The following is a 23,030-nucleotide window of genomic DNA, read 5'->3' as shown; positions in this document are numbered from 1 at the left end:
GACCGCAGGGGGAGGATGGGTACGGCGCCGCGGCGGCGCCGGTGATCATTCCTTGACGCTGCCCGCGGCGAGCCCGGTCTGCCAGAAGCGCTGCAGGAGCAGGAAGGCCGCGACGAGCGGCACGATGGTCAGCAGCGAGCCGGTGACCACCAGGTTGAACACCGGCTGCCCGCCCGCGGTGGCGGCCTGGGCGTTCCAGGCGTTCAGGCCCAGGGTGAGGGGGTACCAGTCCGGGTCCTTGATCATGATCAGCGGCAGGAAGTAGTTGTTCCACGTCGCGACCACGGTGAAGAGCAGCACGGTGACGATGCCGGGTCCCAACAGCGGCAGGCCGATCCTGAAGAAGGTGCGGATCTCCCCCGAGCCGTCGACCCGGGCGGCCTCCAGCAGCTCGTCGGGGATCGCCTCGGAGGCGAAGACCCACATCAGGTAGAGGCCGAACGGCGAGATCAGCGAGGGCACGATCACCGCCCACGGGGTGTTCGTCAGGCCCATCTTGCTGAACATCAGGAACGTCGGCACGGCCAGCGCGGCACCCGGAACGGCGACCGCGCCGATCACCACCGCGAAGACCCCCCGCCTGCCCGGGAAGTCGAACTTCGCCAGGCCGTAGCCGCCCAGCACGGCCAGGAAGGTCGCGCCGCCCGCGCCCAGCGCCACGTACAGCAGGGTGTTGAGCAGCCAGCGCACGAAGATGTGGTCGTCGTAGGTCAGGGTCTGCTGGATGTTGTCCCACAGCGCGAAGTCACCGCTGAACCACAGCCCGAAGGAGTCCAGCAGGCTCTTCTGGGTCTTGGTCGCGCTGATCAGCAGCCAGGCCAGCGGGACCAGGGTGTAGACCGCGACCAGGGCGGTCAGGACGGTGAGCAGGACACTGCGCCGGGGCCGGTCGGAGGAGTGCCGCCGGCCCGCGGGCCGCTCGGACGGTGCGCCGCGACGCCCTCGCCACGCGCCCGCGGTGCCCGCACGGCCGTCCGCGCCGGTGCCCGCCCCGGTGTCTGCCTGGGTGCTCGCCTGGGCCATCGTCAGGCCTCCTTGCGCATGCCGCGCAGCTGCACGACGTAGGCGATGATCATCGTGACGACCCCCATGACGATCGCGACGGTCGCCGCGTAGTTGTGCTGCTGCCCGGAGAAGGACAGCGAGTAGGTGTAGAGGTTCGGCGTGAAGTACGTCGTGATGGCGTTGGGCGCCAGCGGCTTGAGGATGCTGGGCTCGTTGAACAGCTGGAAGCTGCCGATGATCGAGAAGATCGTCGCGATGACCAGCGCCCCGCGGATCGCCGGGATCTTGATGGAGGTCACGATCCGCAACTGGCTCGCGCCGTCGATCTCCGCCGCCTCGTACAGGGAGCGCGGCACGACGTGCAGCGCCGAGTAGAAGATCAGCATGTTGTAGCCGACGAACTCCCAGGTCACGATGTTGCCGATGCTCGCCAGCACCAGGCCGGGCGAGAGGAGGTTCGGCAGCGAGACGCCGAAGGCGTCGTTGATGTCGGCGACCAGACCGAAGCGGTCCCCGTACATGAAGCCCCACATCAGCGTCGCCACGACGGCCGGGACCGCGTACGGCAGGAAGATCGTGATCCGGAAGAAGTTCCGGCCGTGCAGCCGCCCGCTGTCCAGCGCGAGCGCGACCAGCAGCGCGATGCACAGCATGATCGGGACCTGCACGGCGAGGAACAGCGCGACGCGCCCCAGGCCGGACCAGAACTGGCCGTCCTGGAAGGCCTGGACGTAGTTGTCCAGACCGACGAAGGAGGTCCCGCCGATCAGTCGGTCACGGAACAGGCTCAGGTAGATCGAGTAGCCGATCGGCGCCAGGAAGACCAGCGCGAAGACGATCATGAACGGCGCCACGAAGCCCCATCCCAGCCAGCGCCGGCCCCGGCGCCCTCGGGGAGGAGCGGCCCGGCCGGTACCCGGTGGCGGCGGTATGGCAGCCATGTTCCCATCCTTCACGTCGTCGTGCGGGATCCCGCCGCAGAGGGCGGGATCGGGATGGTTGCGTAAACATCAGCGAACGGAGTCGGCGCACGTTTACGCAAACATTTGATGGACGCGATGGTGACACCAGCCATCACGACACGTCAAGGGCCCTCACGCGGTTCCTCCCCGACACGACCCCGCAAGACCGTTCCCGCACGTCAACAGCCCTTTGCCCACAGCGAGTCGGCCGCCGCCGGCCCGGCAAAGGACCGGCGGCAGCCGACACTCACTCCGTACGCAGCCCGTCCGCCCGCATCATCCGCCACAACGCCGGAAGACTCAGCAACGTCACCACCAGCACCGCCGCCGCACCGATCCCCGCATACGGCAGGAACACCCACCAGTCCCGCACCGGCTTCACCACGATGCCCAGCATCACCCTGCCCAGCACCAGCCCACCCAAGATCGCCACGACCGTACCCGCCAGCACCGGCACCGCCGTCTGCCACAGCACCGACCACGCCAGCGTCCTGCGCCGCGTACCGAACGCCACCAGCACCGACAACAGCCGCCGGCGCTCCCTCAACTGCTCGATCAGCGCCACCAGCATCCCCGCCGCGATCAGCGCCACCGTCAGCGTCCCGCCGATCCGCAGACCGGTCTGCACACTCGAGTACTGCCGGTCACGCTCCACGTTCACCAGCCCGTACACCCGCAACGCCGGATCCAGCCGCGCCGCGGCATTGCGCAGCTGCTCCCCCGCGTCCGCGACACCGTGGCCGACCGCCACGTACGCGGACGTCGACGCCTGCGGCAGCCCGTACCCGGCCAGCGCCCCCGGAGTCGCCAGGATGCCGTCATGGACGTCCCCCACCGGGTCCGGCACCGCCACCACCGCACGGGACGACTCCGGCAACGTCCACGACTCGTCCTCCTCGGCACCCCCGGACATGCCGCCGAGATCGAACTTCCCACCCGGCCGGGCGACCTCGTCCGTCAGGAGATTCGCCTCCCGGGCACGGCCCGACGACCCCCGCAGACGGGCCACGAAGGTGTCACCGTCACGGCACGAGGGCAACGACGCCAGCGACCGCAACGTCGCACAACCCGCCACCGTGAGCGTGGTGACCGAACCCGGCCCCGCACCGGCGTCCACACGGTGCACATACGACTGGACCGTGGCGACCACCCGCCGCACACCCCCGACCCGCCCCAGCTCCCCGGCCATCCGCTCCGCCAGCGCCGGCACACCCGCACTCCCCGAAGGGGTCGCGACACTGAAGTCCGCGCGCACGACATCGGCACGACCGGACGACGCACCTGCCGCCGCCGGAGCGGACGACGACGCGAAATCCTCCTGCATACCGCCGAACACCATCTGCAGCGCGATCGCCCCGGCCACCGCCACGGTGATACCGCTGACCGCCCGCGACGCCGTCCCACTGCTCAACTGCAGCCTGCGCACCGCCAGCTGCCACGCGACCGGCCCCCCGCGCAGCCGGCGCACCACAGCCTCCACCAGCCACGGCAACAGCCCGGTCAACCCCACCAGGACCAGCACCGCGCCCAGCACGATCGGATACACACCCCCCGACCCCAACTCCTCCTCCGCCGAACCCGTCCACGCCAGCACACCGACCCCGACCACAGGAGCCACCAGCCGCCACCACAACCGGCGCGGACGCAACGCGGCATGCCGCACGACCCCCAACGGCTCGATCACCACCGACCGCAGCGCCGACTGCGTGACCAGCACCGCCCCCACCAGGATCGCCACCACGATCAGACCCGCCGGCAACGCGTCAGGGGCGACGTCCGCCGGAAAGGCGCTCACACCCCACAACCGCACCGATCCCGCCAGCCGGCTCGCCCCCAGGAACAACCCGGCACCGACCAGCAGCCCCAGCCCCGCACCGAACAGCGCCTCACCCGCCGCGATACGACGCGTCATGGCGACGTCCGCACCCACCAGCCGCAACGCGGCCAGCCTGCGGTCCCTGCGGTCCCCGCCGAAACGGACGGCCGTGGCGACGAAGACACCCACCGGCACCAGCAGCACGACACAGATCAAGGCGACCAGGACCACCAGCCTCGGATCGAAACGCCCCGAGCCCGGATCATGGCCGTACCCCGCGGACCTGATCGCACCCCCGCTCCTGGAGAGCGTGGCGCTGCCGGCGTAAAAACGCAGCTCACCCGGCTCCAGCAGACCCCGGTCCGCGATGGTCCCGATGATCCGGTAACCGAGCCGCTCCTTGAGCAGGGCGCCGGACGGCGAGTCCAGCAGCCCCCGCAGGGCGGGCGAGACCACCATCTCCCCCGGCCCGGGAATCCGTGCGACACCCGGCGGCGGCGGAGCCCCGGGGCCGTCCGGGCGCAGCAGCTGCCCGCCCACGGCATCACCGCGGAACTCGGTGGCGGCGTCGAGCCAGAGGAACGTCGCGTCCCCGCGCCGCACCGACACCTCGCTCTCGAAGTTCGGCGTCTCGCGCGCGTGACCGCGCCCTTCGCGGGCGTCGAGGACGTTCGGCACCGCGGCGGCCAGGAACAGCAGGGCCACACCGAGTCCGACGCCCACCGCGGTCAGCGCCGTGCGGATCCACCCCTCACGGCCTCCGGAGCCCGCCAGCCGCACGCCGAGCCCCAGATCTCCGAGCGCCGAGCGAAGCCGCCCCGGCGCACCACCGGCACCTCGACGGCTCATGCGGGACCTCCCGGGCACGGTATGACGGCGTGCGTCACGGGCCGGCGCGAACGGGAGCGGGACGCGGCCCCGGGCGGCGCGAGGAGGAGCGGAAACGAGAGCGGGTCGAAGAACATGCGGCGAATATACACGCTGTCTATACACTCGATGTCTACCCACAGCGTGTCATTACAGTGTGCTCGCGGCTCCGGCTCAACGCCTTCACCTCTGATGACATCCTCCCTGCTCAGAGCGGTGCGACGCGATGCATCCGAGACGCGCGGAGGGGACGGGCCGGACAGTGGCAGGAGTGTCGACGTTGGTGACGGTGGGGTGAGCCGCCAGGTCGGCCCGGACGTGGCGGGTACCCCGCGTGATGCGTTCTCGACCCTCGCATTACTCCAGACTCGGGGCTGCGCCGACACCGTGGGGCCTCGAGGTCCGCCGCGCCCCGAGACGGCCGCGTCGAGCGGGAGCGCGCCAGCGAGGCCCTGTGGGCCTGCTCGTGGTGGGCGCTACCGCCCGCCCGCCTCTCGGCACCCGCCGTCTGCCCGCTCGAAACCGGCAGGTGGGAAGCCCGTTCCCCCGTGCGGCCGACGTGACCGGGCCGAAGGCGGCGAACACCGATCAATGATGTGGACTCGCCAAGATCTCCTGCCGTAATGTCCTCCTGCCCGCCGTTCGGCGCGCACGTCTCCATGCTGTGTCCCTGGGGGGATTCCATGTCGTTCAGCCCCGTCGGGCCGCCGCCCGGCGCCCAGTACCCCGCTCCGTACCCCGCACCCGCCGGACCGCCGGCGGCCACCGCCGTGCTCCGTTCGCCGCTGGGCCTCGCGACCGCCGTGGTGGTGCTCCTGTCGCTGGTCATCGCGGCCGACGTCGTCGACATCGTCGCGGAGGCCAGTCGCTACGCCCTGTTGGACACGGCGGTCGGGGACGTACTCGCCACCGTCGACCAGTCCGCCCTGAACCGCTCGGACCTGTGGGTCGGAGTCGCGGCGGGACTGCAGCTCCTCACGCTGGTGGGGTCGGCCGTCCTCTTCCTCATCTGGTTCCACCGGGTGCGCACCAACGGCGAGGTGTTCGCCCCCAACGGATTCGAGAAGGGCCGCGGGTGGGCGATCGGCGGCTGGTTCATCCCGATCGCCTTCTTCTGGATCCCTTCCGGGATCGCCAGGGAGACCTGGGTCGCGAGCTCCCAGACGACGCAGGACGGCCGTCTGCGTCCCGCCGACTCGGGCCCCGTCGCGTACTGGTGGGCGGCGTGGGTGGCGTCCTGGATCCTGGACGCGCTCGCAACGAGAGTCACCAACGAGAACTCCGTGTACGCCGACGACCTCCGCGACGCCGCCGGCTTCACCATCGCCGTGGACGCCGTGGACATCCTGGCCGCGGTCCTCGCCATCCTGTTCGTCCGCAAGCTGACGGCGATGCAGCACCGCAAGGCCACGGAAGGCCCGTTCGCCCTGTCCTGACCGTGGAGCCCAGGCTCCCCGCTCGCGAACATCGGCGATCTTGCGCGGCGGACGAAGTCCTTCGCGGGATCTCCCCGAGGCGGGTGAACTCCTGCCCGAGGGGAGATCCGGCGGCGGTCCGCTGGGGGCCGGCGTGGACACATTGACGTTGTTGTCGCCGACGAGGCATGCGGGGTCTGCCGAGGACGCGCTGTGGCCGTGCTGATCGAAGTGGACGGCGTCGCGACGCTACGGGTTCACGCCGACGCGCGGGGCACCTTGCCTGGCCGAGGTGAAGACCGGTGCCGGACCGATGTCGACCGGTTGCTGCTCCTGCTCGACACGGTGTTCCCAGACCTGCCAGAGCAGCACCCCGTGGCGCCGTTCCCAGCGAGCCGCCCGCTCCGCTCGCATCAGCGGCTCTATCGCGAAGAAGCAGGCGACAACGGCGCCTGCGGGCTCGAACAACGCGATAGCCGTAGACACGACGCCGGTGCCGACGAGCAGCGCACCGTAACGCCTCCCGAAGCTTCGCCTCGCCCGGGCCAGTACCGACGCTGACAGAACGGTGGCGGGATCCGCGATCGGGACGGCAGCCTCGAGGAGGGGGATGTCACCGAGCCCCTTGAGCCTCGACGTGGCGACGAAGCCCGTCACTACGTTCCATCCGAAGAACCCGGCGGATAGCTCCCACCCGGGCATCCTCAGGCCGCCCTTCACCGCGACGCCCACTGCGAGCGGGACCATCCCGCTGAGCAACACCGTCCCGGCGAACAACAATTGCTTGTGGACGGATCAGATCACTGCCGTACTCCCCCCCCTCCTCCTCGGGCCTGCGTGGCCGACCACCGCCATCAGGCCCGGTACGGCCTCCCCGAGTCGTAGGCCGAACCGCCGCACGGAACCTGATGGATCGCCGGTACGGGTCGCGTCCAGCCCCGGCACCACCGCGTCGGCGCGACGCAACGCCTGCGCTCTCGACGGGAACGAAGTACCGGGTCGGGCGGATGTGGGGGGCGTGTCAGCGAGCGGTCAGCGCCCTGTCAGCGGGGGCGGGCAGTGTGCGGGCATGGACACCGTCACCGCGGAGGGATCCGCCCCGCCCGCTCCCGCCCGCCGGCCCCGCACCTCGGACTCCGTGCGTTCCGCGCCGGCCGCGTTCGTGCGCTTCGCCGTGTGCGGCGGCGGGGTCGGACTGGCCTCCTCCGCGGTGCTGTTGGTGCTGTCGGGGCCGGTGCCGTTCGCGTCGGCGAACGCGGTCGTGACCGTGGCCTCGACGGTGCTGGCCACCGAACTGCACGCGCGTTTCACCTTCGGCGGGGGCCGCGCAGGGTGGCGGGCGCACCTGGAGTCGGCGCTGACGGTCGTGGTCTGCTACCTGTTCACCACGGCCGCGATGCTGATCCTGCAGGCGGTGTGCGCCGCCCCCGGCGTACTGCTGCGGCAGTCGGTCTACTTGGCGGCCTCCGCGCTGGCCGGCTTGGGCCGCTTCTTGGTGCTCCGCGCGGTGGTCTTCGCCCGGCGGGGCGGCTCCTCCGCGTCGGCGTGGCCCAGCGACGCCGCGTACATCTCGTCGGGGTCGAGCCGGCGCAGTTCCTCGGCGATGAGGTCGGCGGTGGGCCGGACCTTCAGCGCGAGGTGCCGGCTGGGCTGTCCGGGGATGGTGAGGGTGGCCAGCGGGCCCTCGGGGCGGTCGATGTTGATGTCGCCGTCCGGGGTGCGCAGCCGTACTGCGGTGACGACCGGGCCGTCGGTGACGACGCGGTCGACGGGGACACCGAGGCGGTTGCCGAGCCAGCGGGCGAGGAGTTCGGCGCTGGGGTTGTCGGCCTCGCTCTCCACGACCGCCGAGGTCACCCGGGCCCCGGCCTGGTCGAGCGCGGCGGCGAGCATGGACCGCCAGGGCGTGAGCCGGGTCCAGGACAGGTCGGTGTCGCCGGGGGTGTAGCCGGCGGCGCGGGCCTCCAGTTCCTCCATGGGCCGCTCGACGGCGTACGCGTCGGTGATCCGGCGCTGCGCCAGCGCGCCGAGGGGGTCGGCGGCGGGGGTCGCGGGGGCGTCGACGGGCCACCAGACCACCACGGGGGCGTCGGGCAGCAGCAGCGGCAGGACCACGCTGTGGGCGTGGTCGGCGAGTTCGCCGTGCAGGCGGAGCAGGACGATCTCGCCGGTGCCGGACTCGCCGCCGACGCGCACCTCGGCGTCGAGGCGGGCGCTGCGCCGGTCGCGGGGGGAGCGGCCGGGCCGCTTGATGACGACCAGGATGCGCGAGGGGTGCTCGCGCGAGGCGTCGGAGGCGGCCTTGAGGGCGTCGTAGTGGTTGCCCTCGTCGGTGACGATCACCAGGGTGAGCACCATGCCGACCGCCGGGCTGCCGATGGCCCTGCGGGCCTTGATCAGCGCCGAGTTGATCTTGCTTGAGGTGGTCTCGGTCAGATCGATGTTCATGGCCGGCGCCAGCTCCTGCCGTCTCGTGCGAGCATCTCGTCCGCCGCCTTCGGACCCCATGTGCCGGCGGTGTACTGCTCGGGCTTGCCGTGGCTGTCCCAGTACTCCTCGATGGGGTCGAGGATCCGCCAGGACTCCTCGACTTCCTGGTGTCGGGGGAAGAGGTTGGCGTCGCCGAGCAGCACGTCGAGGATGAGCCGCTCGTACGCCTCGGGGCTGGACTCGGTGAAGGACTCGCCGTAGGCGAAGTCCATCGTCACGTCGCGTATCTCCATCGACGTCCCGGGCACCTTCGAGCCGAAGCGCACGGTGACACCTTCGTCCGGCTGGACGCGGATGACCAGGGCGTTCTTCCCCAGCTCCTGGGTGTCGGTGTGGCTGAAGGGCAGGTGCGGGGCGCGCTGGAAGACGACCGCGATCTCGGTGACGCGGCGGCCCAGGCGCTTGCCGGTGCGCAGGTAGAAGGGGACCCCCGCCCAGCGGCGGTTGTCGATCCCCAGCTTGATCGCGGCGTAGGTGTCGGTCCTGGACTTGGCGTCGATGCCCTCCTCCTCCAGGTAGCCGAGCACCTCCTCCCCGCCCTGCCAGCCGTGCGCGTACTGGCCGCGCACGGTGTGCGCGCCCAGGTCACCGGGGTGCCGGACGGCCTGGAGGACCTTGAGCTTCTCCTGGACGAGGGACGTGGCGTCGAAGCCCGACGGTTCCTCCATGGCGGTCAGCGCGAGGAGTTGGAGGAGGTGGTTCTGGATGACGTCGCGTGCGGCGCCGATGCCGTCGTAGTAGCCGGCGCGGCCGCCGATGCCGATGTCCTCGGCCATCGTGATCTGCACGTGGTCGACGTAGGAGCGGTTCCACAGCGGCTCGAACATCGTGTTGGCGAAGCGCAGCGCCAGGATGTTCTGGACCGTCTCCTTGCCCAGGTAGTGGTCGATCCGGAAGACGTCGTGGGGGGGGAAGACCTGGTGGACGACCTGGTTGAGCTCCTGGGCACTGGCCAGGTCGTGCCCGAAGGGCTTCTCGATGACGGCCCGGCGCCAGGAGCCCTCGGGAGGATCGGACAGCCCGTGCTTCTTCAACTGCTGTGCGACCAGGGGGAAGAACTTGGGCGGCACCGAGAGGTAGAAGGCGAAGTTGCCGCTGGTGCCCCGGGCCTTGTCGAGCTCCTCCACGGTCGCGCGCAGCTTCTCGAAGGCGTCGTCGTCTCCGAAGTCGCCGGGCACGAAGCGCATTCCGGCGGCCAGCTCCGTCCAGACCTCCTCGCGGAAGGGGGTGCGCGCGTGCTCCTTGACGGAGTCGTGGACGACCTGCGCGAAGTCCTCGTCCGCCCAGTCCCGGCGGGCGAAGCCGACGAGCGAGAAGCCCGGCGGCAGCAGCCCGCGGTTGGCGAGGTCGTACACGGCGGGCATCAGCTTCTTGCGGGACAGGTCGCCCGTCACCCCGAAGATCACCAGTCCGGACGGGCCCGCGATGCGCGGCAGCCGCCGGTCGGATGGATCGCGCAGCGGGTTGTTCCAGCTGTCGGTTTCCGTCATGGGTCCACTTCTCTTCATGGTGGGTGCGGCGTCATGGCGCGTCCGGGGGTCATGCGGCGCCGAAGAGTTCCAGGAGTGCGTTCTTGCCGAACATGCGGGCGGTGTCGATGGCCGAGGGGGTGCCCGCGGCGGGGTCGGCGCCGCCGTCGACGAGGACGCGGACCACCTCGTCCTCGCCCTTGAAGACGGCACCGGCCAGCGGCGTCTGGCCGCGGTCGTTGGCACGGTCGGGGTCGGCGCCGTGCCGCAGGAGGGCGGCCACGGTGGCGGCGTGGCCGTGGTAGGCGGCGAGCATGACGAGGGTGTCGCCCTTGTCGTTGGTGAGGTCGGCCGGCACGCCCGCGTCCACATAGGCCGCCAGGGTCTCCGTGCCGCCGCGGCGGGCGAGGTCGAACATCTGGGCGGCGAGTCGCAGGACGCCGGGGTCCTGGACCGGATCGTTCTGCGGGGTCGGCTCGCTCATCGTTCCTCACTGGAAGTGGCTGGTCGCCGTGCGCGGTAGGGACCGCTCTCGTGATCCACCCTAAGCGGCCTCAACCGCCCTGGCCTCGCCGGGCGGGCTCCCGGAGCCTGCCACGGCGGGGGTGTGGACCGAACGAGAAGCCATGGCCGAAGCTTAACGATTTTGATCACTCGAATGGGCGACTTCACTGCTCCGTCGGCGGGGCCTGCCACATGACACGCCGGACGACCGGCGAGGATCGCGGCGGAAGAAACAGTTCAGCAGAGCTGAAAGGGTGAACTTCCCTACAAATCACCCATTCGCCTCTTTTCAGAACATATTACTATCTGTAATTCTGGAACAACTCATGGTGACAGTCCCCATCACACAGGAGTAGCCCCCATGATCCTGTCCATCTCAGGCGTCGTCCTGCTCGGCATCATCGTCTTCCTGTTCTTCCGCAAGGACGGACTCAAGGCGTCCCACGCGCTCGTCTGCGCCCTCTTCGGTTTCTACCTCGCGGGCACCGCCATCGCCCCGAGCATCAAGGCCGGCGGGGCGAGCCTGGCGAGCCTGCTGGGCGGGATCAAGTTCTAGCGCGGCCGTTCCGCACGGCCGATCCACCGGGCCCGGCGCCGCTCCGCACCGGGCCCTTCCCGTCCCGCCCCCTCGTCCCGTCCCGTCCCGGTGCCTTCTTCCCGTCCCGTCGTACCGTCCCCGCAACGACCCTCTGGAGCTCCCCGTGGTCCGGCGCCCCCTCTCCGCCCTCCTGAGCAGCCGCCCCTCGCTCACGCGCGGCCGTGAGCTCGCGCGGGCCGCCGTCGACAGCACCACGGACGTCCTCCACCCGCTCTTCGTCATCGCGCGCGGGCTGCGCCGCCAGGCCGGCTGGGCGCGCGACTGGTGGGGCAGCACGCCCAAGGACCGGCGCGGACCGGCGCTGCTGGCCTCCGTCGGGGCCGGATTCCTCGTGCTGGTCCTGCTGCCCTACGGCGCGTACCTGATGTTCGCCGCCTGGATGGGTTCCGCCGGCTGGATGGGACGGGACCGCACCCCCGCCCCGACCGGACCGAGCGGCCCCGAGAACGACCGGCTGACCGCGCTGTACGAGGCCCTGGTGCCGTATCTGTCCGTCGCCGACGACCCCAGCCCGCTCTACGCCCACGACGGCAGCTGGGAGAACGCCTTCGGCGACCACGTCTTCGAGGACGGGCGGCTGGTCCGCCTGCACCTGAAGTACCCCGCCTACTTCACCGACGGCGAGCCCGCCGCCAGGGCCCGCGTCGAGCACGTGCTGCACGCCAAGGTGGGCCGGGGCCGCGAGTACCGCTTCGAGTGGAACGAGGAGGAGAACCACCTCACCCTCACCGCGCTCCCCCCGCTGCCCACGGGCATCGCCGCCCAGCGCTTCGTCACCTCCCCCGGAGAGACGGTGCTCGGCTTCACCGACCCCGGATCGGTGCAGCGCACCGTCCCCGTCCAGGACGGCGAGGAGGTCAGGGACGCTCCCCCGGTGGTGTGGCGCACCGGCCCGCGTTCCACCGAGCCGCACCTGCTCGCCCTCGGCCACCCCGGCACGGGCACCACCACGCTGCTGCGCTCCATCGCGCTGCAGGCCCTCCCGGAGGGCGACGTCGTGGTCGTCGACGGCAGCGGGACCGGCGAGTACGCGTTCCTGTCCGGCCGGCCCGGCGTGATGGCCGTCGAGAGCGGCCTCGCGGGGACGCTGGCCACCCTGGAGTGGGCGGCGCACGAGACCGAGCGGCGCCTGATCGCCGTCAACCGCGCCCGGCAGGCGGGCCGCACCGCGCCCGACGACGTACGCCGGCCGCTGTGGATCCTCGTCGACCGGCCGACGGTGCTCAGCCAGCTCGCGCACGCCGAGAGCCGTCCCGACCCGCAGGAACTGCTGGACATCCCGCTGCGGCACGGCCGCGCGGCCGGGGTGACCGTCGCCGTCGCCGACCACCTCGACGGCGCCGAGGCGCTCTCCCACGTGGTCGTCGCCCAGACCAGGGCCCGGGTGCTGCTGGGCGCGGTCACCGCGGAGCAGACCCAGGCGGTGCTCGGCGCGCCGCAGTGCTCGACGTCCGCCGCGCAGGTGCCGCCGGGCCGCGGCTATGTGCGTCTGGGCACGGGGCCGGTGCTCCGGATGCAGGTGCCCGCGACCCCGGACCCCTTCGACGAGGACGCCGGCGACGCGCACCGCCAGGCCGTCATGGCGCTGCTGCCGCCCGCGGACGGCGCCCACGGGGCGGAGCCCCGGGAGCGGGAGGCGGAGACCGCCGAGGCCCCCGGCGCGGTCATGGTCTCCGAGCCCTCGGGCGCGGTCCGGCCGGCCGGCGACCCGGCGCTCGAGCACTGAGCCGCGACGCCCCCGGCAGGGCGGCTCGCCTGTGCGGGTCAGCGGCGCGGCAGTTCGTGCAGCCGCACCTCGCTCAGCACGCCTGCGGCCGCCACGGCGGTGAGGTAGGTGCCGTACGGCTGACGCCTGCGGTCCGTCGGGGAACCGGGGTTGAGCAGTCGCAGCCCGCCCGGCGCGGTGCTGTCCCAGGGGATGTGGCTGTGTCCGAAGACCAGGACGTCCAGGTCCGGGAAGCGCTCCTCGCAGCGGCGTTCGCGTCCCTGCGCCGGGCCGCTGTCGTGCACCACGCCGAAGCGCAGCCCGCCCAGCTCGGCGAGGGCGACCTCTGGCAGCCGCGCGCGCAGCCCGGGGCCGTCGTTGTTGCCGTACACGCCGATCACCCGGCGGGACCTCGCCTCCAGCAGGTCGAGGGTCGCCTCGTCGACCCAGTCGCCGGCGTGGATGACGGCGTCGGCCTCGGGAATCCGGTCCAGCAGTTCGGCCGGAAGCCCCTTGGCACGTTTGGGCAGGTGTGTATCGGACATCACAAGAAGACGCACACGTCCACGCTATCCGCGCGGGGGGACGGGAGCGGTGCCGGGCACGGCGGCCGGAAGGCGGGCCGACGTCACGGCGTGCCGCGCGGCGGCGTGGCCGGTGGGGCGACCCCGCGGTCGCCGGGACCGCGGGCCTCATCGATGAAGGGCCCACACGTCATGTGCGGTGACACCACTCCCACTCGTTCGGCGGAACTCGTGCAGCCCGCGGAGGCCGCCTACGTGGGCGCCGCGCGGCACTTCACGTCCGAGCTGCTGGGGCTGTGGGGACTGGCCGCGGAGGACCGCATCGCGGCCGAGCTGATCGTCGACGAGCTCGCCGCGAACGCCGCGCGCCACGGCCGGGCCCAGATGTCGATCCGGCTGTGCATGCACGACGACGGCCTGGTCATCACCGTCACCGACAGCGGCGAGGCGCGGCACCACGACGGGGCCTCGCCCGACAGCACCCCGCCGGACGAGCACGGCCGCGGGCTGGAGATCGTGCGCCGGCTGGCCGGGTCCACCTGCATCCACGACGACGAGCGCGGCCGGCGCGTGGTGACCACGCGCCGCCTCGCCCCGCTCCAGCGGTCCGTCGCCGGGGTCACCAGCCCGGCGTCGTAGGCGCCGGCGGGCATGGGCGAGAATGGCGGACCGGACGGGGATCCGCGGACCCAACGCCCGCGGGACGCGGGCCACATGGGCTTGCGCGGCGGTCCCCCGGACCGGCCCGCACCCGGAGGAACGACAGTGACGTCCCGCGTGAACCCGCAGCAGCCCTCCGGGACCGCGCCGGTCGTGCCGGCGCACCGGGTGGTGGTGCTGTTGTTCGAGGGACTGCAGTTGATGGACGTGACGGGTCCGCTCGATGTGTACACGGCGGCGAACGAGTACGGCGCGCACTATGTGACGAGCACCGTCTCGCCGGACGGCGGCCCGGTGACGACCACCGCGGGGCTGCGGCTGGTGCCCGACCTGTCGCTGGACGAGGTCGACTTCCCCGTCGACACGCTGGTCATCCCCGGGCGCCCCGACTGGTGGGCGGCGGTGGCCGACACCGCGCTGGTGGCGGGCATCACCCGCCTCGCGGACCGCGCCCGTACCGTCGCCTCGGTCTGCGCGGGCGCGTTCCCGCTGGCGGCTACCGGACTGCTGGACGGACGGCGGGCCGCCACGCACTGGCGGCTGGCCGACGACCTCGCCGCCCGCTACCCCAAGGTCGAGGTCGACAGCGACGCGATCTTCGTGCGGGACGGCCGCTTCATCACCTCGGCGGGCATCAGCGCGGGAATCGACCTGACCCTGTCCCTGGTCGAGTCCGACCTCGGCCCGGACATCGCCCGCAAGGCGGCCAAGTTCCTGGTCGTCTTCATGGCCCGGCCCGGCGGCCAGTCGCAGTTCAGCGTCCGACAGAGCCCCCGGCACCCCGCGCACTCGGTGCTGCGCCAGGTCCTCGACCAGGTGGCGGCCGACCCTGCCGCGGACCACGGCCTGCCCGCGCTCGCGGCACGTGCCGGGGTCAGCTCACGGCATCTGACCCGGCTGTTCCGCACCGAGACCGGCGGCACCGCCGCGCAGTACGTCGAACGCATCCGCGTCGAGGCCGCCCAGGCCCTGCTCGAAGCGGGCGACGACGCCCTCGACACGGTCGCCCGGCGCAGCGGCTTCGGGTCCGAGGAGACGCTGCGCCGGGCCTTCCGTCGCCGGCTCGGCGTCAGCCCCGGGATCTACCGCGACCGCTTCCGCACCACCCGGCCGCACGGCACCCGCGAGGACTGACCGGGGCGACCGGGACCGGGACCGGGCGCCGCGGTCACTCCGCCCAGGGCGACTGGAGGATGGTGTCCACGAAGTTCCCGCGGACGAAGCCGGGCACGAAGCGCTCCAGGACGTCGGCCTTGACGTTGCCGAACGTCGTGCCGGGGCGCGGTGCGATGCCGTGGGTGAACTCCTTGAGGATGTTGTTCTTGAAGTCGGGCCGCGGGTGGGCGGCGACGACCGCCTCGCGCTCCTCCGCCGTGATCTCGTCGTACCCGATGCCGAGGACGTCGACCTCGACGCCCGAGGTGACCAGGGCGATCTCGGGTGCCATGTGCCACGGGATCTCCGGGGTGGTGTGCAGGGCGATCGCCTCCCACACCAGCCGCGCACGGTCCTCGGGGACGTCGTGCTGCAGCAGGAAGCGGCGGGCCTCGTCGGCGCCGTCGATCTCGAAGCGCTGGTCGGTACGGGCGTAGGTGTCGGTCAGCCCCAGGTCGTGGAAGAGGGCGCCGACGTACAGCAGCTCGGGGTCGACGTCCCACCCCCGGTTGCGGCCGCGCATCGACGCCCAGAAGTACACCCGGCGGGAGTGGTGGTAGACCACCGGGTCGGCGGCCTTCCGCACCAGTTCGGTCGCCTCCGTCACGAGCCGGGTATCGGGCACCTCGATGTCCGCGATGATTTCAGCCACGTCGCATCTCCTGACAGGTCTCCGGGTTCCGCCGGCGGCCGGGCGGGGCGCCCGGTGCCGGTGGATCCATCGTCGGACGCGGCGGCCCGCCCCGCCGGATGCCGGTGGGACGTGCGACCCTCGGATCGGGACACGCGCCCGGCCGCGGGCTCCGGGGGGCGGGGTCAGGACGCGTCGGCGAGTTCCGCGACGACCTGCGCGTGGCACGGCTCGGGCACGCACCAGCAGCCCAGCCTGCGGCCGCGCAGCGCGGGCAGCAGCGCGAGCAGGTCGGGGCGGCCCAGCAGGTGTTCCCGGTACTTGTGCAGGACCTCCTGGCGGGTGCCGTCAGGCCCGGGGCGGTAGGGGCTGGCCAGCGGGGATCCGGGCAGGTGCCATCCGCCGCGGTGCATCGGGCGGCCCACGTAGACGACGTCCGCGTACGCGGGGTCGCCGCGGTGGCCCTTGAGGTTGACGACGGTGGTCGGGGGCTCTGCCTCGCTCATGACCCGTTCCTTCCCGTGATCCGGGGTGCGGTGGTCCGGACACCGGAAACCTATGTCGTGCGGGACGGCTCCCCCAGCGTCGGAAACGACGTCTTCGATACCGTTTCCGTCATGGATGTGGCAGTGGTGGCGTACGACGGCGTGTTCGACTCCGGGCTCTCCGCGGTCCTCGACGTCCTCGATGCGGCCAACGCGATGCGCGAGCAGCTTCCGCAGCCGCCGCCCGCCTGGAAGGTGACGACGGTCGGCCCGCGCCGCCGGGTCCGCACCGGCGCCGGGCACACGGTGTCCGCGGCGCCCTTGGGCGGGGCCGAGGGGGCCGGCCTGCTGCTCGTCCCGGCGCTCGCGGAACGGCGGCCGGACGCCCTCGTGGAGCGCGTGTCGGGCCCCGGGACGGCCGCGGTGCGCCGCCTGGTGGCGGCCACACGCGAGCGCGGCACGCCCGTCGCCTCCGCCTGCACGGGCACCTTCCTGCTCGCCGAGTCCGGAGTGCTCGACGGGCGGCGCGCGACGACGAGTTGGTGGCTGGCCCCGGTCTTCCGGCGGCGCTACCCGGCCGTCACGGTCGACGAGACCCGCATGGTGACCAGCTGCGACGGCGTCACGACGGCGGGCGCCGCCTTCGGCCACGTCGACCTCGCGCTGGCGGTCGTACGCATGTCCAGTCCGGCACTGGCCGATCTGATCGCGCGGTACCTGGTCGTCGACGAGCGCCCGTCGCAGTCGGCGTACACCATCCCCAGCGCCCTGGCCCATGCCGACCCGACGGTGGCCGCGTTCGAGCGCTGGGTGCGGCTGCGCCTGCACGAGCCGATCGGCATCGCGGAGGCCGCCCGCGCCCTGGGGGTCGGCGAGCGGACCCTGCAGCGGGCCGTCCGACGCGTGCTGGGCGTGTCGCCGGTCCGCTTCGTCCAGGACCTGCGCGTCGAACAGGCCACGCATCTGCTGCGCACCACCGACCTGCCCGTCGAGGTCGTGGCCCGCCGGGTGGGTTACGAGCACGCCGGCACCCTGCGCGTCCTCCTGCGCGAGCGCACCGGCGCGACGGCCCGCGCCCTGCGCGGGCGTTGACGCCGCGGGGACGGCCGCCGAACGCTCCAGGGTGCGCGGGGCGCGGTGCGCGTCAGGGACGGACGTAGCGCAGGACGCCGAGCATGGCGTCCTCGGGGAGTTCCCCGCCCGGCTCGGCCACGCAGGCGTCGAGGCCCTTGCGCAGGGCGTCCGCGTCGAGCCCCGAACCGATCATCACCAGGCGGGTGGCGCGGGACTCGCCCCGGGACCAGGAGGACGGCACGAAGCGCAGGAAGCCGCCGACGGCGTGCAGGGTGTACTTCCGGCGGTGGGCGGGCGCGGCGAAGCGCACGAAACCCTTCATCCGGTAGAGCCCGGCGGGCCGGTCGTCGAGGAACTCCATCAGCCGGCGCGGGTGCAGCGGCGCCTCGGAGGTGAACTCCACGCTGTCGTACGCCGCGTGGAGATGGCCGGTGTGGTCGCCCTCCGCGTGGTCCCCGTGGCCGTCGTCGGCGGACAATTCGTCGAACGACAGCTGGCGGGCGGCCGTGTCGACCGCCGTGCGCGACCGCGGCTCGAAGAGCAGGGCGGGGTCCACCCGGCCGTGGGCGGCCTCGACGAGCGGCGTGCCGGGGGCCACGGCCGCCAGCGCGTCGCGGACCCGTGCTCGGCCGGCGGCGTCGACGCGGTCGGTCTTGTTGAGGACGACGAGGTCGGCGGCCCGCACATGGCGGTCGAGTTCGGGGTGCCGCGCGCGCACCGCCTCGAACTCGGCGGCGTCGACGACCTCGACCAGCCCGCCGTAGGTGACGGCGGTCTCGGTGCTCGCGAGCAGCAGCCGGATCATGCCCTGGGGCTCGGCCAGACCGCTGGCCTCGACGACGATGACGTCGATGCGGGCCTGCGGACGGGAGAGCCTGGCGAGCATGTCGTCCATCTCGGTGGCGTCGACGGCGCAGCACAGGCAGCCGTTGTCGAGGGCGACCATCGAGTCCACCTGGCCGGCGACGGAGAGCGCGTCGATGTTGATGCTGCCGAAGTCGTTGACGATCGCGCCGATGCGGGTGCCGCCGCTGTTGCGCAGGAGGTGGTTGAGGAGCGTGGTCTTTCCCGAGCCCAGGAATCCCGCGATGACGACGACCGGAATCCGTTGCTTGGCCAAGGCTTCCTCTCCGGGTACGTGCTGCCGGTGCCACATCGTAAGCCCCGCGCACCCCGTGGTGCTTCGTGCGGGTGAACCGGCCCCCGGCGCAGAACCGCGGCGGGGGCGGCGGGGTCTTCCGACGCGTCCACGGGGATGGCCGAACGACGGAGGAGGCGCCCATGGCGGAGCAGGAGGCGGACCGCGGCACGGTGCTGGTGTGCATCGCGGCGGAGGACGAGGAGACGGCGTACCGCATCGTGGACCTGATCTCCGGGCGGCACCCGGCGACGGAACCGCAGCTGCGGCACACCCGCGAGGGCGTGGTGGCGTGCGCGCTGCGGGCCCAGACGCTCCGGGTGCTGGGCGACGCGTGACGTGCTCGGCGGGCCGGTCCCACCGGCCCGCCGAGCGAGGGGACGTCGCGGGTGCTAGCCGAACTCGCCCTCGCGCACACCTTCCCTGAACGCCGTCCACTCCTGCGCGGTGAACCGCAGGGGCGGCAGGTCCTTGTTCTCGGAATCACGGATGGCGACGGCTCCGCCGCCGAGGTCCGCCACTTCGACGCACTCCGGCAGGTAACCGCTCTTGCTGCTCTTGACCCAGCGCGCTTCCGTCAGGTCCCGCGCGTAGAGGCCGGCCTTTCCCTCCTGCATGGGGAACCTCCGTTCGATATTCGGACTTGCGTTCCCAAACCACCCTGACTCCGACCCCTCCCCCGGTGCAACCGCCCAGGCAGTCAGATTGCCTGAGGCAACCATGTGGTCGGCAATCCCCGGATCTGACGCCGCGAACGGCGGGGCTCGGCGGGCCCGCTCACCGTAGCGGTCGACCGGTACGGCGGACCGGCCCGCCAAGCGGAGGTGATGCGCGGTCGGCCCTAACCGAACTCGCCGTCGCGCACACCCTCCCGGAACGCCGTCCATTCCTCGGCGGTGAACCGCAGGGGCGGCAGGCCCTTGTCCTTCGAGTCGCGGATCGCGACGGCTCCGCCGGCGAGTTCCGCGACCTCGACACAGGTTTCCCGGTAGGGGCTCTTGCTGCTCTTCACCCAGCGCGCCTCCGTCAGGTCACGCGCATACAGGTCGGCCATTGTCTCTTGCATGAGAAGCTCCGTTCGATGCTCGATCGGACGTTCCCCCTTACCACCCTTGTCCCGTCCCGGCCGCCTCGCAACCGGCGCCGCGCCCGGGATCCGGACGAAGCCCGCAGCCAGGCCAAGTGCCCAGGACCGAAGGGATCCTGACGGATCGTCGAGCACCGGTCGCGCCCTGTCGCGAAGCACCGGAACCAGGCAGTATCGAACACATGGCGGCATCATCGGGATGCGACGTCTGCGGGCGGGAGGAAGACACCGTCCGCGACTGCGGCATCCGTCATCTCCCGCTCGCCGTGTGCGACGGGTGCTTCGGGGACATGGCGCGGGCCCGGCGTGCACCGCTGCCCCGCCCGCTGGACGGGGCGGAGGTGATGGCCGCCGTGCTGGAGGCGCTTCACGAGGACAGCCGGCGCTCCTCCTGAGCGGGGCCGGGCGCGGGCGGATCCGCGAAGGTCGACGGCAGCACCGCCCGTCCGCGGCCCGCGCCGACCGGCACGGAACGGGCTTGGCGAAGATCCGCCGCGGACAGCCCCTCGGCGCGCAGGGCCACCGCTCGCACGGGGGCGCCGTGCGAGCCGAGGGCCTCGTGCATGGCGTAGGCGGCCTCGGCGAGCTCCCCGGGATCGGAGGTGGGCTCCGGCAGGGTGCGGCTGCGGCTGACGGACGAGCCGCCGGCGAGCCGGACGGTCAGGGTGAGCCCGGTCGCGGTGCGGCCCGTACTGCGCAGCCGGTCGCCGAGTCCGAGCCCGAGTTCGAGGACGGCCCGGCTCAGCGCACCGCGGTCGGTGGGGTCGGCGGCGTCGGCGGTGAAGAGCCGGTCGGCGGCGAGCGAGCCGGGCGGGTGCTCGGGGGTGATCGGGGCGGGGTCGAGGCCGTGCGCGCGTTCCCACACACCGCGCCCGGGGGCGGCGCCGAGCACCGCCTGGATCTCCGGTAGCGGTGCGGCGGCGACCTCCCCGACGGTGTACAGGCCGGCCGCGGCCAGTGTCCGGACGGCCTCCGCGGTGATCCCGGGGAGGGCGGCCACCGGCTTGGCGCGCAGGAAGTCGGCGACGGCCCGCGGGTCGGAGTCGACGGCCCGGATCCGGCCGACGAGGACGTCGCAGGCGGCCATCGCGGCGACCGTCCGGCTTCCGGCGACGCCGATCGTGAGGCTCACGTCGTACAGGGCCGAGGCGCGGGTGCTGATCATGAGGGCGAGCTGCTCGGGCAGCAGCCCGTAGAAGCTCACCGCGGAGCGCACGTCGGCCACGACCGCGTCCGGCGGTTCGGCGCGGACGACGGGGGTGAACCGGCCGACGAGCCCGGCCAGCGCCGCGAGCGTCGCCGGATCGGTCCCGCCGCAGCGGATGTACAGCACGCAGGGCCCGGTGTCCTGGTGCGGCTCGGCTTCGACCATGGTGTGTCCGCCTCCACCTCTTTCGAACAACTGCTCGATTTCGAGTGTAGGGCATTCCGGCCCCCCGCGTCCGGCTCATAGGGTGCGTCGCATGACCCTGACCGCCGTCCAGCGCCGAGCCCTGCTGGAGTCCGACGCCAACACCGGCCAGCTGAGCGCGCGCGAACCGACCTGCGCCGCGCTGGCCAGGCAGGGCCTGGCCGTGCGCTACGGGCGCACCGGCGGCTACTACCTCACCCAGGAGGGCCGCCGGGTCCGCACCGAGCTGGCCCGCGTGGAGCTCCCCGCCCCGGCATCCGGGGCGGCGCCCGCCGCCGCCCCCGGCCCGGAACCGGCGCCGGTTCCCGAGCGCGGCTTCGCGGCCGACGACGGGCACGGCACGGGCACGGCCGCACCCCGCCGGGGCGCCGAGGTCGCGTCGGCCTGGTCGGGGCTGCTGGAGATCCGCCGCGTCCTGCAGGACGGCGACACCACGCGCCCCGCACCCTGGGAGCGCGAACGCCTCGTCCACGCCGTGGCGCTGGCCCTGGAGGCGGCCGGCCGGCCCCCGTCGGGGCGCGACGCCGCCGGGCGGCCCTCGGCCAGCGGATACGCCGTCGCGCCCGCCGCCCAGAGCGGGGTCGTCGAGGTGTCCTGGCACTTCCCCGAAAACGCCGCCGAAAACGCCGCCGAAAGCGCCGCCGACGACCCCGCCGCCGGGACCGCCGCCGGGACCGCCGAGGCCGAGCTGGCCCGGTGCCAGGGCGTCCTGGAGGCGTACGGCTGGCAGTGCACGCTCCACCACGACCGCCGGCGGAGGGCGTTCCTGCTGGTCTCGCCCCGCAGGGCCTGAGGGAGCAGGATGGAGGCAGCGACCGTAGGAGGTCCGCCATGAAGTCCACGTCCTCGGACGCGGATCCGTATCTCTACGCCGAGACCCCGTCCCAGGCGGAGGGGGAGCGGATCTACGACGAAGCCGAGCGCAGCACGATGGAGATCCACCCGGACGTGCCCCGGACGACGCCTTCCCAGGCGGAGGGCGAGCGCCTGGACGAGATCCCGCCCCAGTGACCCGGGGCGGGACCGGGCGGGCAGGCCGTCCGGCCGTCCGCCGGTGATCCGTCAGCGGTCCCTGCGGGAGAGCACCGCCAGGGCGAGGAGGAGTACGGCCAGTCCCGCCCAGGACAGCGGCGTCGGCCGCTCCGCGAGCACGGCGACCCCGAGCAGGGCGGCCACGGCGGGCTCGGCGAGGGTGAGCGTGGTGGCGACCGAGGCGGATGTGTACCGCAGCCCGCGCCCGAAGAGCCGGTAGGCCAGGAAGGTCGTCAGCACGGCGAGGTGCAGCGCCACAGCGGCGCCACGCGGTGTGGCGAGCCAGAGCACGCCCGCGGCGAGCACCACCGGCAGGGTGAGCAGTCCGGCGGTGCCGAAGAGCACTCCCATCACGGCGCCCGGCGCCTGCCCGCGTCCGATGAAGTGCCCGCCGACCAAGGAGTACACCGCGTACGAGAGTCCGGCCAGCGCCGCCAGTGCCACCCCCGCGACGTCCGTGCGCGCCGCGGGACCCGCGTCAGCGCCGCCGAGCACCAGCAGCCCGCAGCCGAGCACGGCCACGGCCGTCGCGGCGCCCCACCGGCGGCTGGGGCGGTGCAGGCCCGCCGCCCAGGCCAGCAGACCGGTGAAGACCGGCGCGCTCCCCAGGGCGATGACGGTGGCCACGGCGACCCCGGTACGGGAGACCGCCGGGTAGAACGCGAGCGGGTAGCCGGCGACGGCGAGCGCGCCGGCGGCGAGCAGCGCGAGTCCTCGGCGGCCCGCGCCGCGCAGCAGGTTCCGCGCTCCCCGCGCGCCGGCCAGGAGCAGGAGCCCGCCGACGGTGAGTCCGGCGCCGCCGACCGCCGCGGGCGGGGCGCCGGCGGGCGCGAAAGAAGCGGCGGTACCGGTGGTGCCCCACAGCAGGGCGGCGGCGAGGATCGGCAGGGCGCCGTGGACGAACCGCGGCCGGCCGGCGGCATCACCGGGTGCGAGCGGGCGTGCGGGGGCGATGGAGGGAGTGCTGTCCGGCACGAGAGGCGGCCTTTCGTCACGAATCGT

26 protein-coding genes are annotated in these 23,030 nt (G+C 72.9%); 10 read left to right on the top strand and 16 right to left on the bottom strand.

Translation table 11 applies throughout. From position 1 onward, the window contains the following. Nucleotides 1-45: 45 nt before the first annotated feature. The 3 genes from CHF15_RS17415 to CHF15_RS17405 form a co-directional block, all read right to left on the bottom strand. The gene (locus tag CHF15_RS17415; RefSeq protein WP_089224721.1) at nt 46-1,023 is read right to left on the bottom strand and encodes a carbohydrate ABC transporter permease; all 978 of its coding nucleotides are present in this window, start codon (nt 1,021-1,023) and stop codon (nt 46-48) included. Nucleotides 1,024-1,025: 2 nt separating this feature from the next. After that, nucleotides 1,026-1,946 carry a carbohydrate ABC transporter permease gene (locus CHF15_RS17410; RefSeq protein ID WP_089224720.1) on the bottom strand — a complete coding sequence of 307 codons (921 nt, stop codon included), beginning with the start codon at nt 1,944-1,946 and terminating at the stop codon, nt 1,026-1,028. Nucleotides 1,947-2,214: 268 nt separating this feature from the next. Then, on the bottom strand, nt 2,215-4,632 hold the full coding sequence (locus tag CHF15_RS17405; protein ID WP_089224719.1) for an FtsX-like permease family protein: 2,418 nt from the start codon (nt 4,630-4,632) through the stop codon (nt 2,215-2,217). Between the two features lie 701 nt (nt 4,633-5,333). Between CHF15_RS17405 and CHF15_RS17400 the strand changes: the two genes are divergently transcribed. Further along, nucleotides 5,334-6,086 (top strand): DUF4328 domain-containing protein, encoded by a 753-nt coding sequence (locus CHF15_RS17400; RefSeq protein ID WP_089224880.1) that lies wholly within the window; start codon nt 5,334-5,336, stop codon nt 6,084-6,086. Between the two features lie 228 nt (nt 6,087-6,314). Here CHF15_RS17400 and CHF15_RS17395 read toward each other — a convergent pair whose 3' ends face one another. The 5 genes from CHF15_RS17395 to CHF15_RS17375 form a co-directional block, all read right to left on the bottom strand. After that, entirely contained in the window at nt 6,315-6,842 is a 528-nt protein-coding gene (locus CHF15_RS17395; protein WP_143681578.1) for a hypothetical protein, read from the bottom strand. Between the two features lie 255 nt (nt 6,843-7,097). Beyond that, the gene (locus CHF15_RS44915) at nt 7,098-7,355 is read right to left on the bottom strand and encodes a hypothetical protein (protein WP_179279839.1); all 258 of its coding nucleotides are present in this window, start codon (nt 7,353-7,355) and stop codon (nt 7,098-7,100) included. A 162-nt stretch (nt 7,356-7,517) separates the two neighbouring features. Beyond that, nucleotides 7,518-8,513 carry a glucose-6-phosphate dehydrogenase assembly protein OpcA gene (gene opcA, locus CHF15_RS17385; RefSeq protein ID WP_089224717.1) on the bottom strand — a complete coding sequence of 332 codons (996 nt, stop codon included), beginning with the start codon at nt 8,511-8,513 and terminating at the stop codon, nt 7,518-7,520. Continuing rightward, complete coding sequence (gene zwf, locus CHF15_RS17380; RefSeq protein WP_089224716.1) at nt 8,510-10,045, bottom strand: glucose-6-phosphate dehydrogenase; 1,536 nt, start codon at nt 10,043-10,045, stop codon at nt 8,510-8,512. Before zwf ends, opcA begins: the two co-directional genes overlap by 4 nt. A gap of 49 nt (nt 10,046-10,094) precedes the next feature. Continuing rightward, the gene (locus CHF15_RS17375; protein ID WP_089224715.1) at nt 10,095-10,508 is read right to left on the bottom strand and encodes an ankyrin repeat domain-containing protein; all 414 of its coding nucleotides are present in this window, start codon (nt 10,506-10,508) and stop codon (nt 10,095-10,097) included. 381 nt (nt 10,509-10,889) lie between these two features. Between CHF15_RS17375 and CHF15_RS17370 the strand changes: the two genes are divergently transcribed. Next, complete coding sequence (locus CHF15_RS17370; RefSeq protein ID WP_018534760.1) at nt 10,890-11,084, top strand: hypothetical protein; 195 nt, start codon at nt 10,890-10,892, stop codon at nt 11,082-11,084. A 145-nt stretch (nt 11,085-11,229) separates the two neighbouring features. Continuing rightward, complete coding sequence (locus tag CHF15_RS17365; RefSeq protein ID WP_089224714.1) at nt 11,230-12,852, top strand: hypothetical protein; 1,623 nt, start codon at nt 11,230-11,232, stop codon at nt 12,850-12,852. 38 nt (nt 12,853-12,890) lie between these two features. Here CHF15_RS17365 and CHF15_RS17360 read toward each other — a convergent pair whose 3' ends face one another. Beyond that, the gene (locus CHF15_RS17360; RefSeq protein ID WP_089224713.1) at nt 12,891-13,391 is read right to left on the bottom strand and encodes a metallophosphoesterase family protein; all 501 of its coding nucleotides are present in this window, start codon (nt 13,389-13,391) and stop codon (nt 12,891-12,893) included. A 156-nt stretch (nt 13,392-13,547) separates the two neighbouring features. On the opposite strand from CHF15_RS17360, the gene CHF15_RS17355 reads away from it, so the two are divergent. Both CHF15_RS17355 and CHF15_RS17350 read left to right on the top strand, forming a co-directional pair. Then, a complete protein-coding gene (locus tag CHF15_RS17355; protein ID WP_018561573.1) occupies nt 13,548-13,994 on the top strand; it encodes an ATP-binding protein in 447 nt (148 codons plus the stop codon). Nucleotides 13,995-14,120: 126 nt separating this feature from the next. Next, entirely contained in the window at nt 14,121-15,149 is a 1,029-nt protein-coding gene (locus tag CHF15_RS17350; RefSeq protein ID WP_179279838.1) for a GlxA family transcriptional regulator, read from the top strand. A gap of 34 nt (nt 15,150-15,183) precedes the next feature. On the opposite strand, the gene CHF15_RS17345 is transcribed toward CHF15_RS17350, so the two are convergent. Then, entirely contained in the window at nt 15,184-15,822 is a 639-nt protein-coding gene (locus tag CHF15_RS17345) for an HD domain-containing protein (RefSeq protein ID WP_089224712.1), read from the bottom strand. A gap of 164 nt (nt 15,823-15,986) precedes the next feature. Next, nucleotides 15,987-16,307 carry a DUF4326 domain-containing protein gene (locus CHF15_RS17340; protein ID WP_089224711.1) on the bottom strand — a complete coding sequence of 107 codons (321 nt, stop codon included), beginning with the start codon at nt 16,305-16,307 and terminating at the stop codon, nt 15,987-15,989. Between the two features lie 111 nt (nt 16,308-16,418). Between CHF15_RS17340 and CHF15_RS17335 the strand changes: the two genes are divergently transcribed. Further along, nucleotides 16,419-17,378: a GlxA family transcriptional regulator gene (locus tag CHF15_RS17335; protein WP_089224878.1), complete on the top strand. Its 960-nt coding sequence runs from the start codon at nt 16,419-16,421 to the stop codon at nt 17,376-17,378. A gap of 52 nt (nt 17,379-17,430) precedes the next feature. Here the strand turns inward: CHF15_RS17335 and CHF15_RS17330 are convergent, their stop codons facing one another. Next, entirely contained in the window at nt 17,431-18,480 is a 1,050-nt protein-coding gene (locus tag CHF15_RS17330; protein ID WP_089224710.1) for a CobW family GTP-binding protein, read from the bottom strand. Between the two features lie 161 nt (nt 18,481-18,641). On the opposite strand from CHF15_RS17330, the gene CHF15_RS17325 reads away from it, so the two are divergent. Continuing rightward, complete coding sequence (locus CHF15_RS17325) at nt 18,642-18,836, top strand: hypothetical protein (protein WP_018561578.1); 195 nt, start codon at nt 18,642-18,644, stop codon at nt 18,834-18,836. Nucleotides 18,837-18,890: 54 nt separating this feature from the next. Here CHF15_RS17325 and CHF15_RS17320 read toward each other — a convergent pair whose 3' ends face one another. Beyond that, complete coding sequence (locus CHF15_RS17320; RefSeq protein ID WP_089224709.1) at nt 18,891-19,115, bottom strand: DUF397 domain-containing protein; 225 nt, start codon at nt 19,113-19,115, stop codon at nt 18,891-18,893. 224 nt (nt 19,116-19,339) lie between these two features. Beyond that, a complete protein-coding gene (locus CHF15_RS17315; protein WP_089224708.1) occupies nt 19,340-19,564 on the bottom strand; it encodes a DUF397 domain-containing protein in 225 nt (74 codons plus the stop codon). Nucleotides 19,565-19,767: 203 nt separating this feature from the next. Between CHF15_RS17315 and CHF15_RS17310 the strand changes: the two genes are divergently transcribed. After that, a complete protein-coding gene (locus tag CHF15_RS17310; protein WP_089224707.1) occupies nt 19,768-19,980 on the top strand; it encodes a hypothetical protein in 213 nt (70 codons plus the stop codon). Here CHF15_RS17310 and CHF15_RS17305 read toward each other — a convergent pair. Then, nucleotides 19,953-20,957, bottom strand: coding sequence for a DNA polymerase Y family protein (locus CHF15_RS17305; protein WP_089224706.1), 1,005 nt, complete (start codon nt 20,955-20,957; stop codon nt 19,953-19,955). The two genes, CHF15_RS17310 and CHF15_RS17305, sit on opposite strands and share 28 nt — an antisense overlap. A gap of 91 nt (nt 20,958-21,048) precedes the next feature. Between CHF15_RS17305 and CHF15_RS17300 the strand changes: the two genes are divergently transcribed. Beyond that, a complete protein-coding gene (locus CHF15_RS17300; RefSeq protein ID WP_089224705.1) occupies nt 21,049-21,789 on the top strand; it encodes a hypothetical protein in 741 nt (246 codons plus the stop codon). Nucleotides 21,790-21,827: 38 nt separating this feature from the next. Next, complete coding sequence (locus CHF15_RS17295; protein WP_089224704.1) at nt 21,828-22,007, top strand: hypothetical protein; 180 nt, start codon at nt 21,828-21,830, stop codon at nt 22,005-22,007. 51 nt (nt 22,008-22,058) lie between these two features. On the opposite strand, the gene CHF15_RS17290 is transcribed toward CHF15_RS17295, so the two are convergent. Next, nucleotides 22,059-23,003: a DMT family transporter gene (locus CHF15_RS17290; protein ID WP_220093299.1), complete on the bottom strand. Its 945-nt coding sequence runs from the start codon at nt 23,001-23,003 to the stop codon at nt 22,059-22,061. Nucleotides 23,004-23,030: the final 27 nt, after the last annotated feature.

Source organism: Actinacidiphila glaucinigra, assembly GCF_900188405.1.
Taxonomy (GTDB): Bacteria; Actinomycetota; Actinomycetes; order Streptomycetales; family Streptomycetaceae; genus Actinacidiphila; species Actinacidiphila glaucinigra.
Note: the sequence above shows the minus strand (reverse complement) of the source record. Positions and strands in the feature narration are given on the sequence as shown.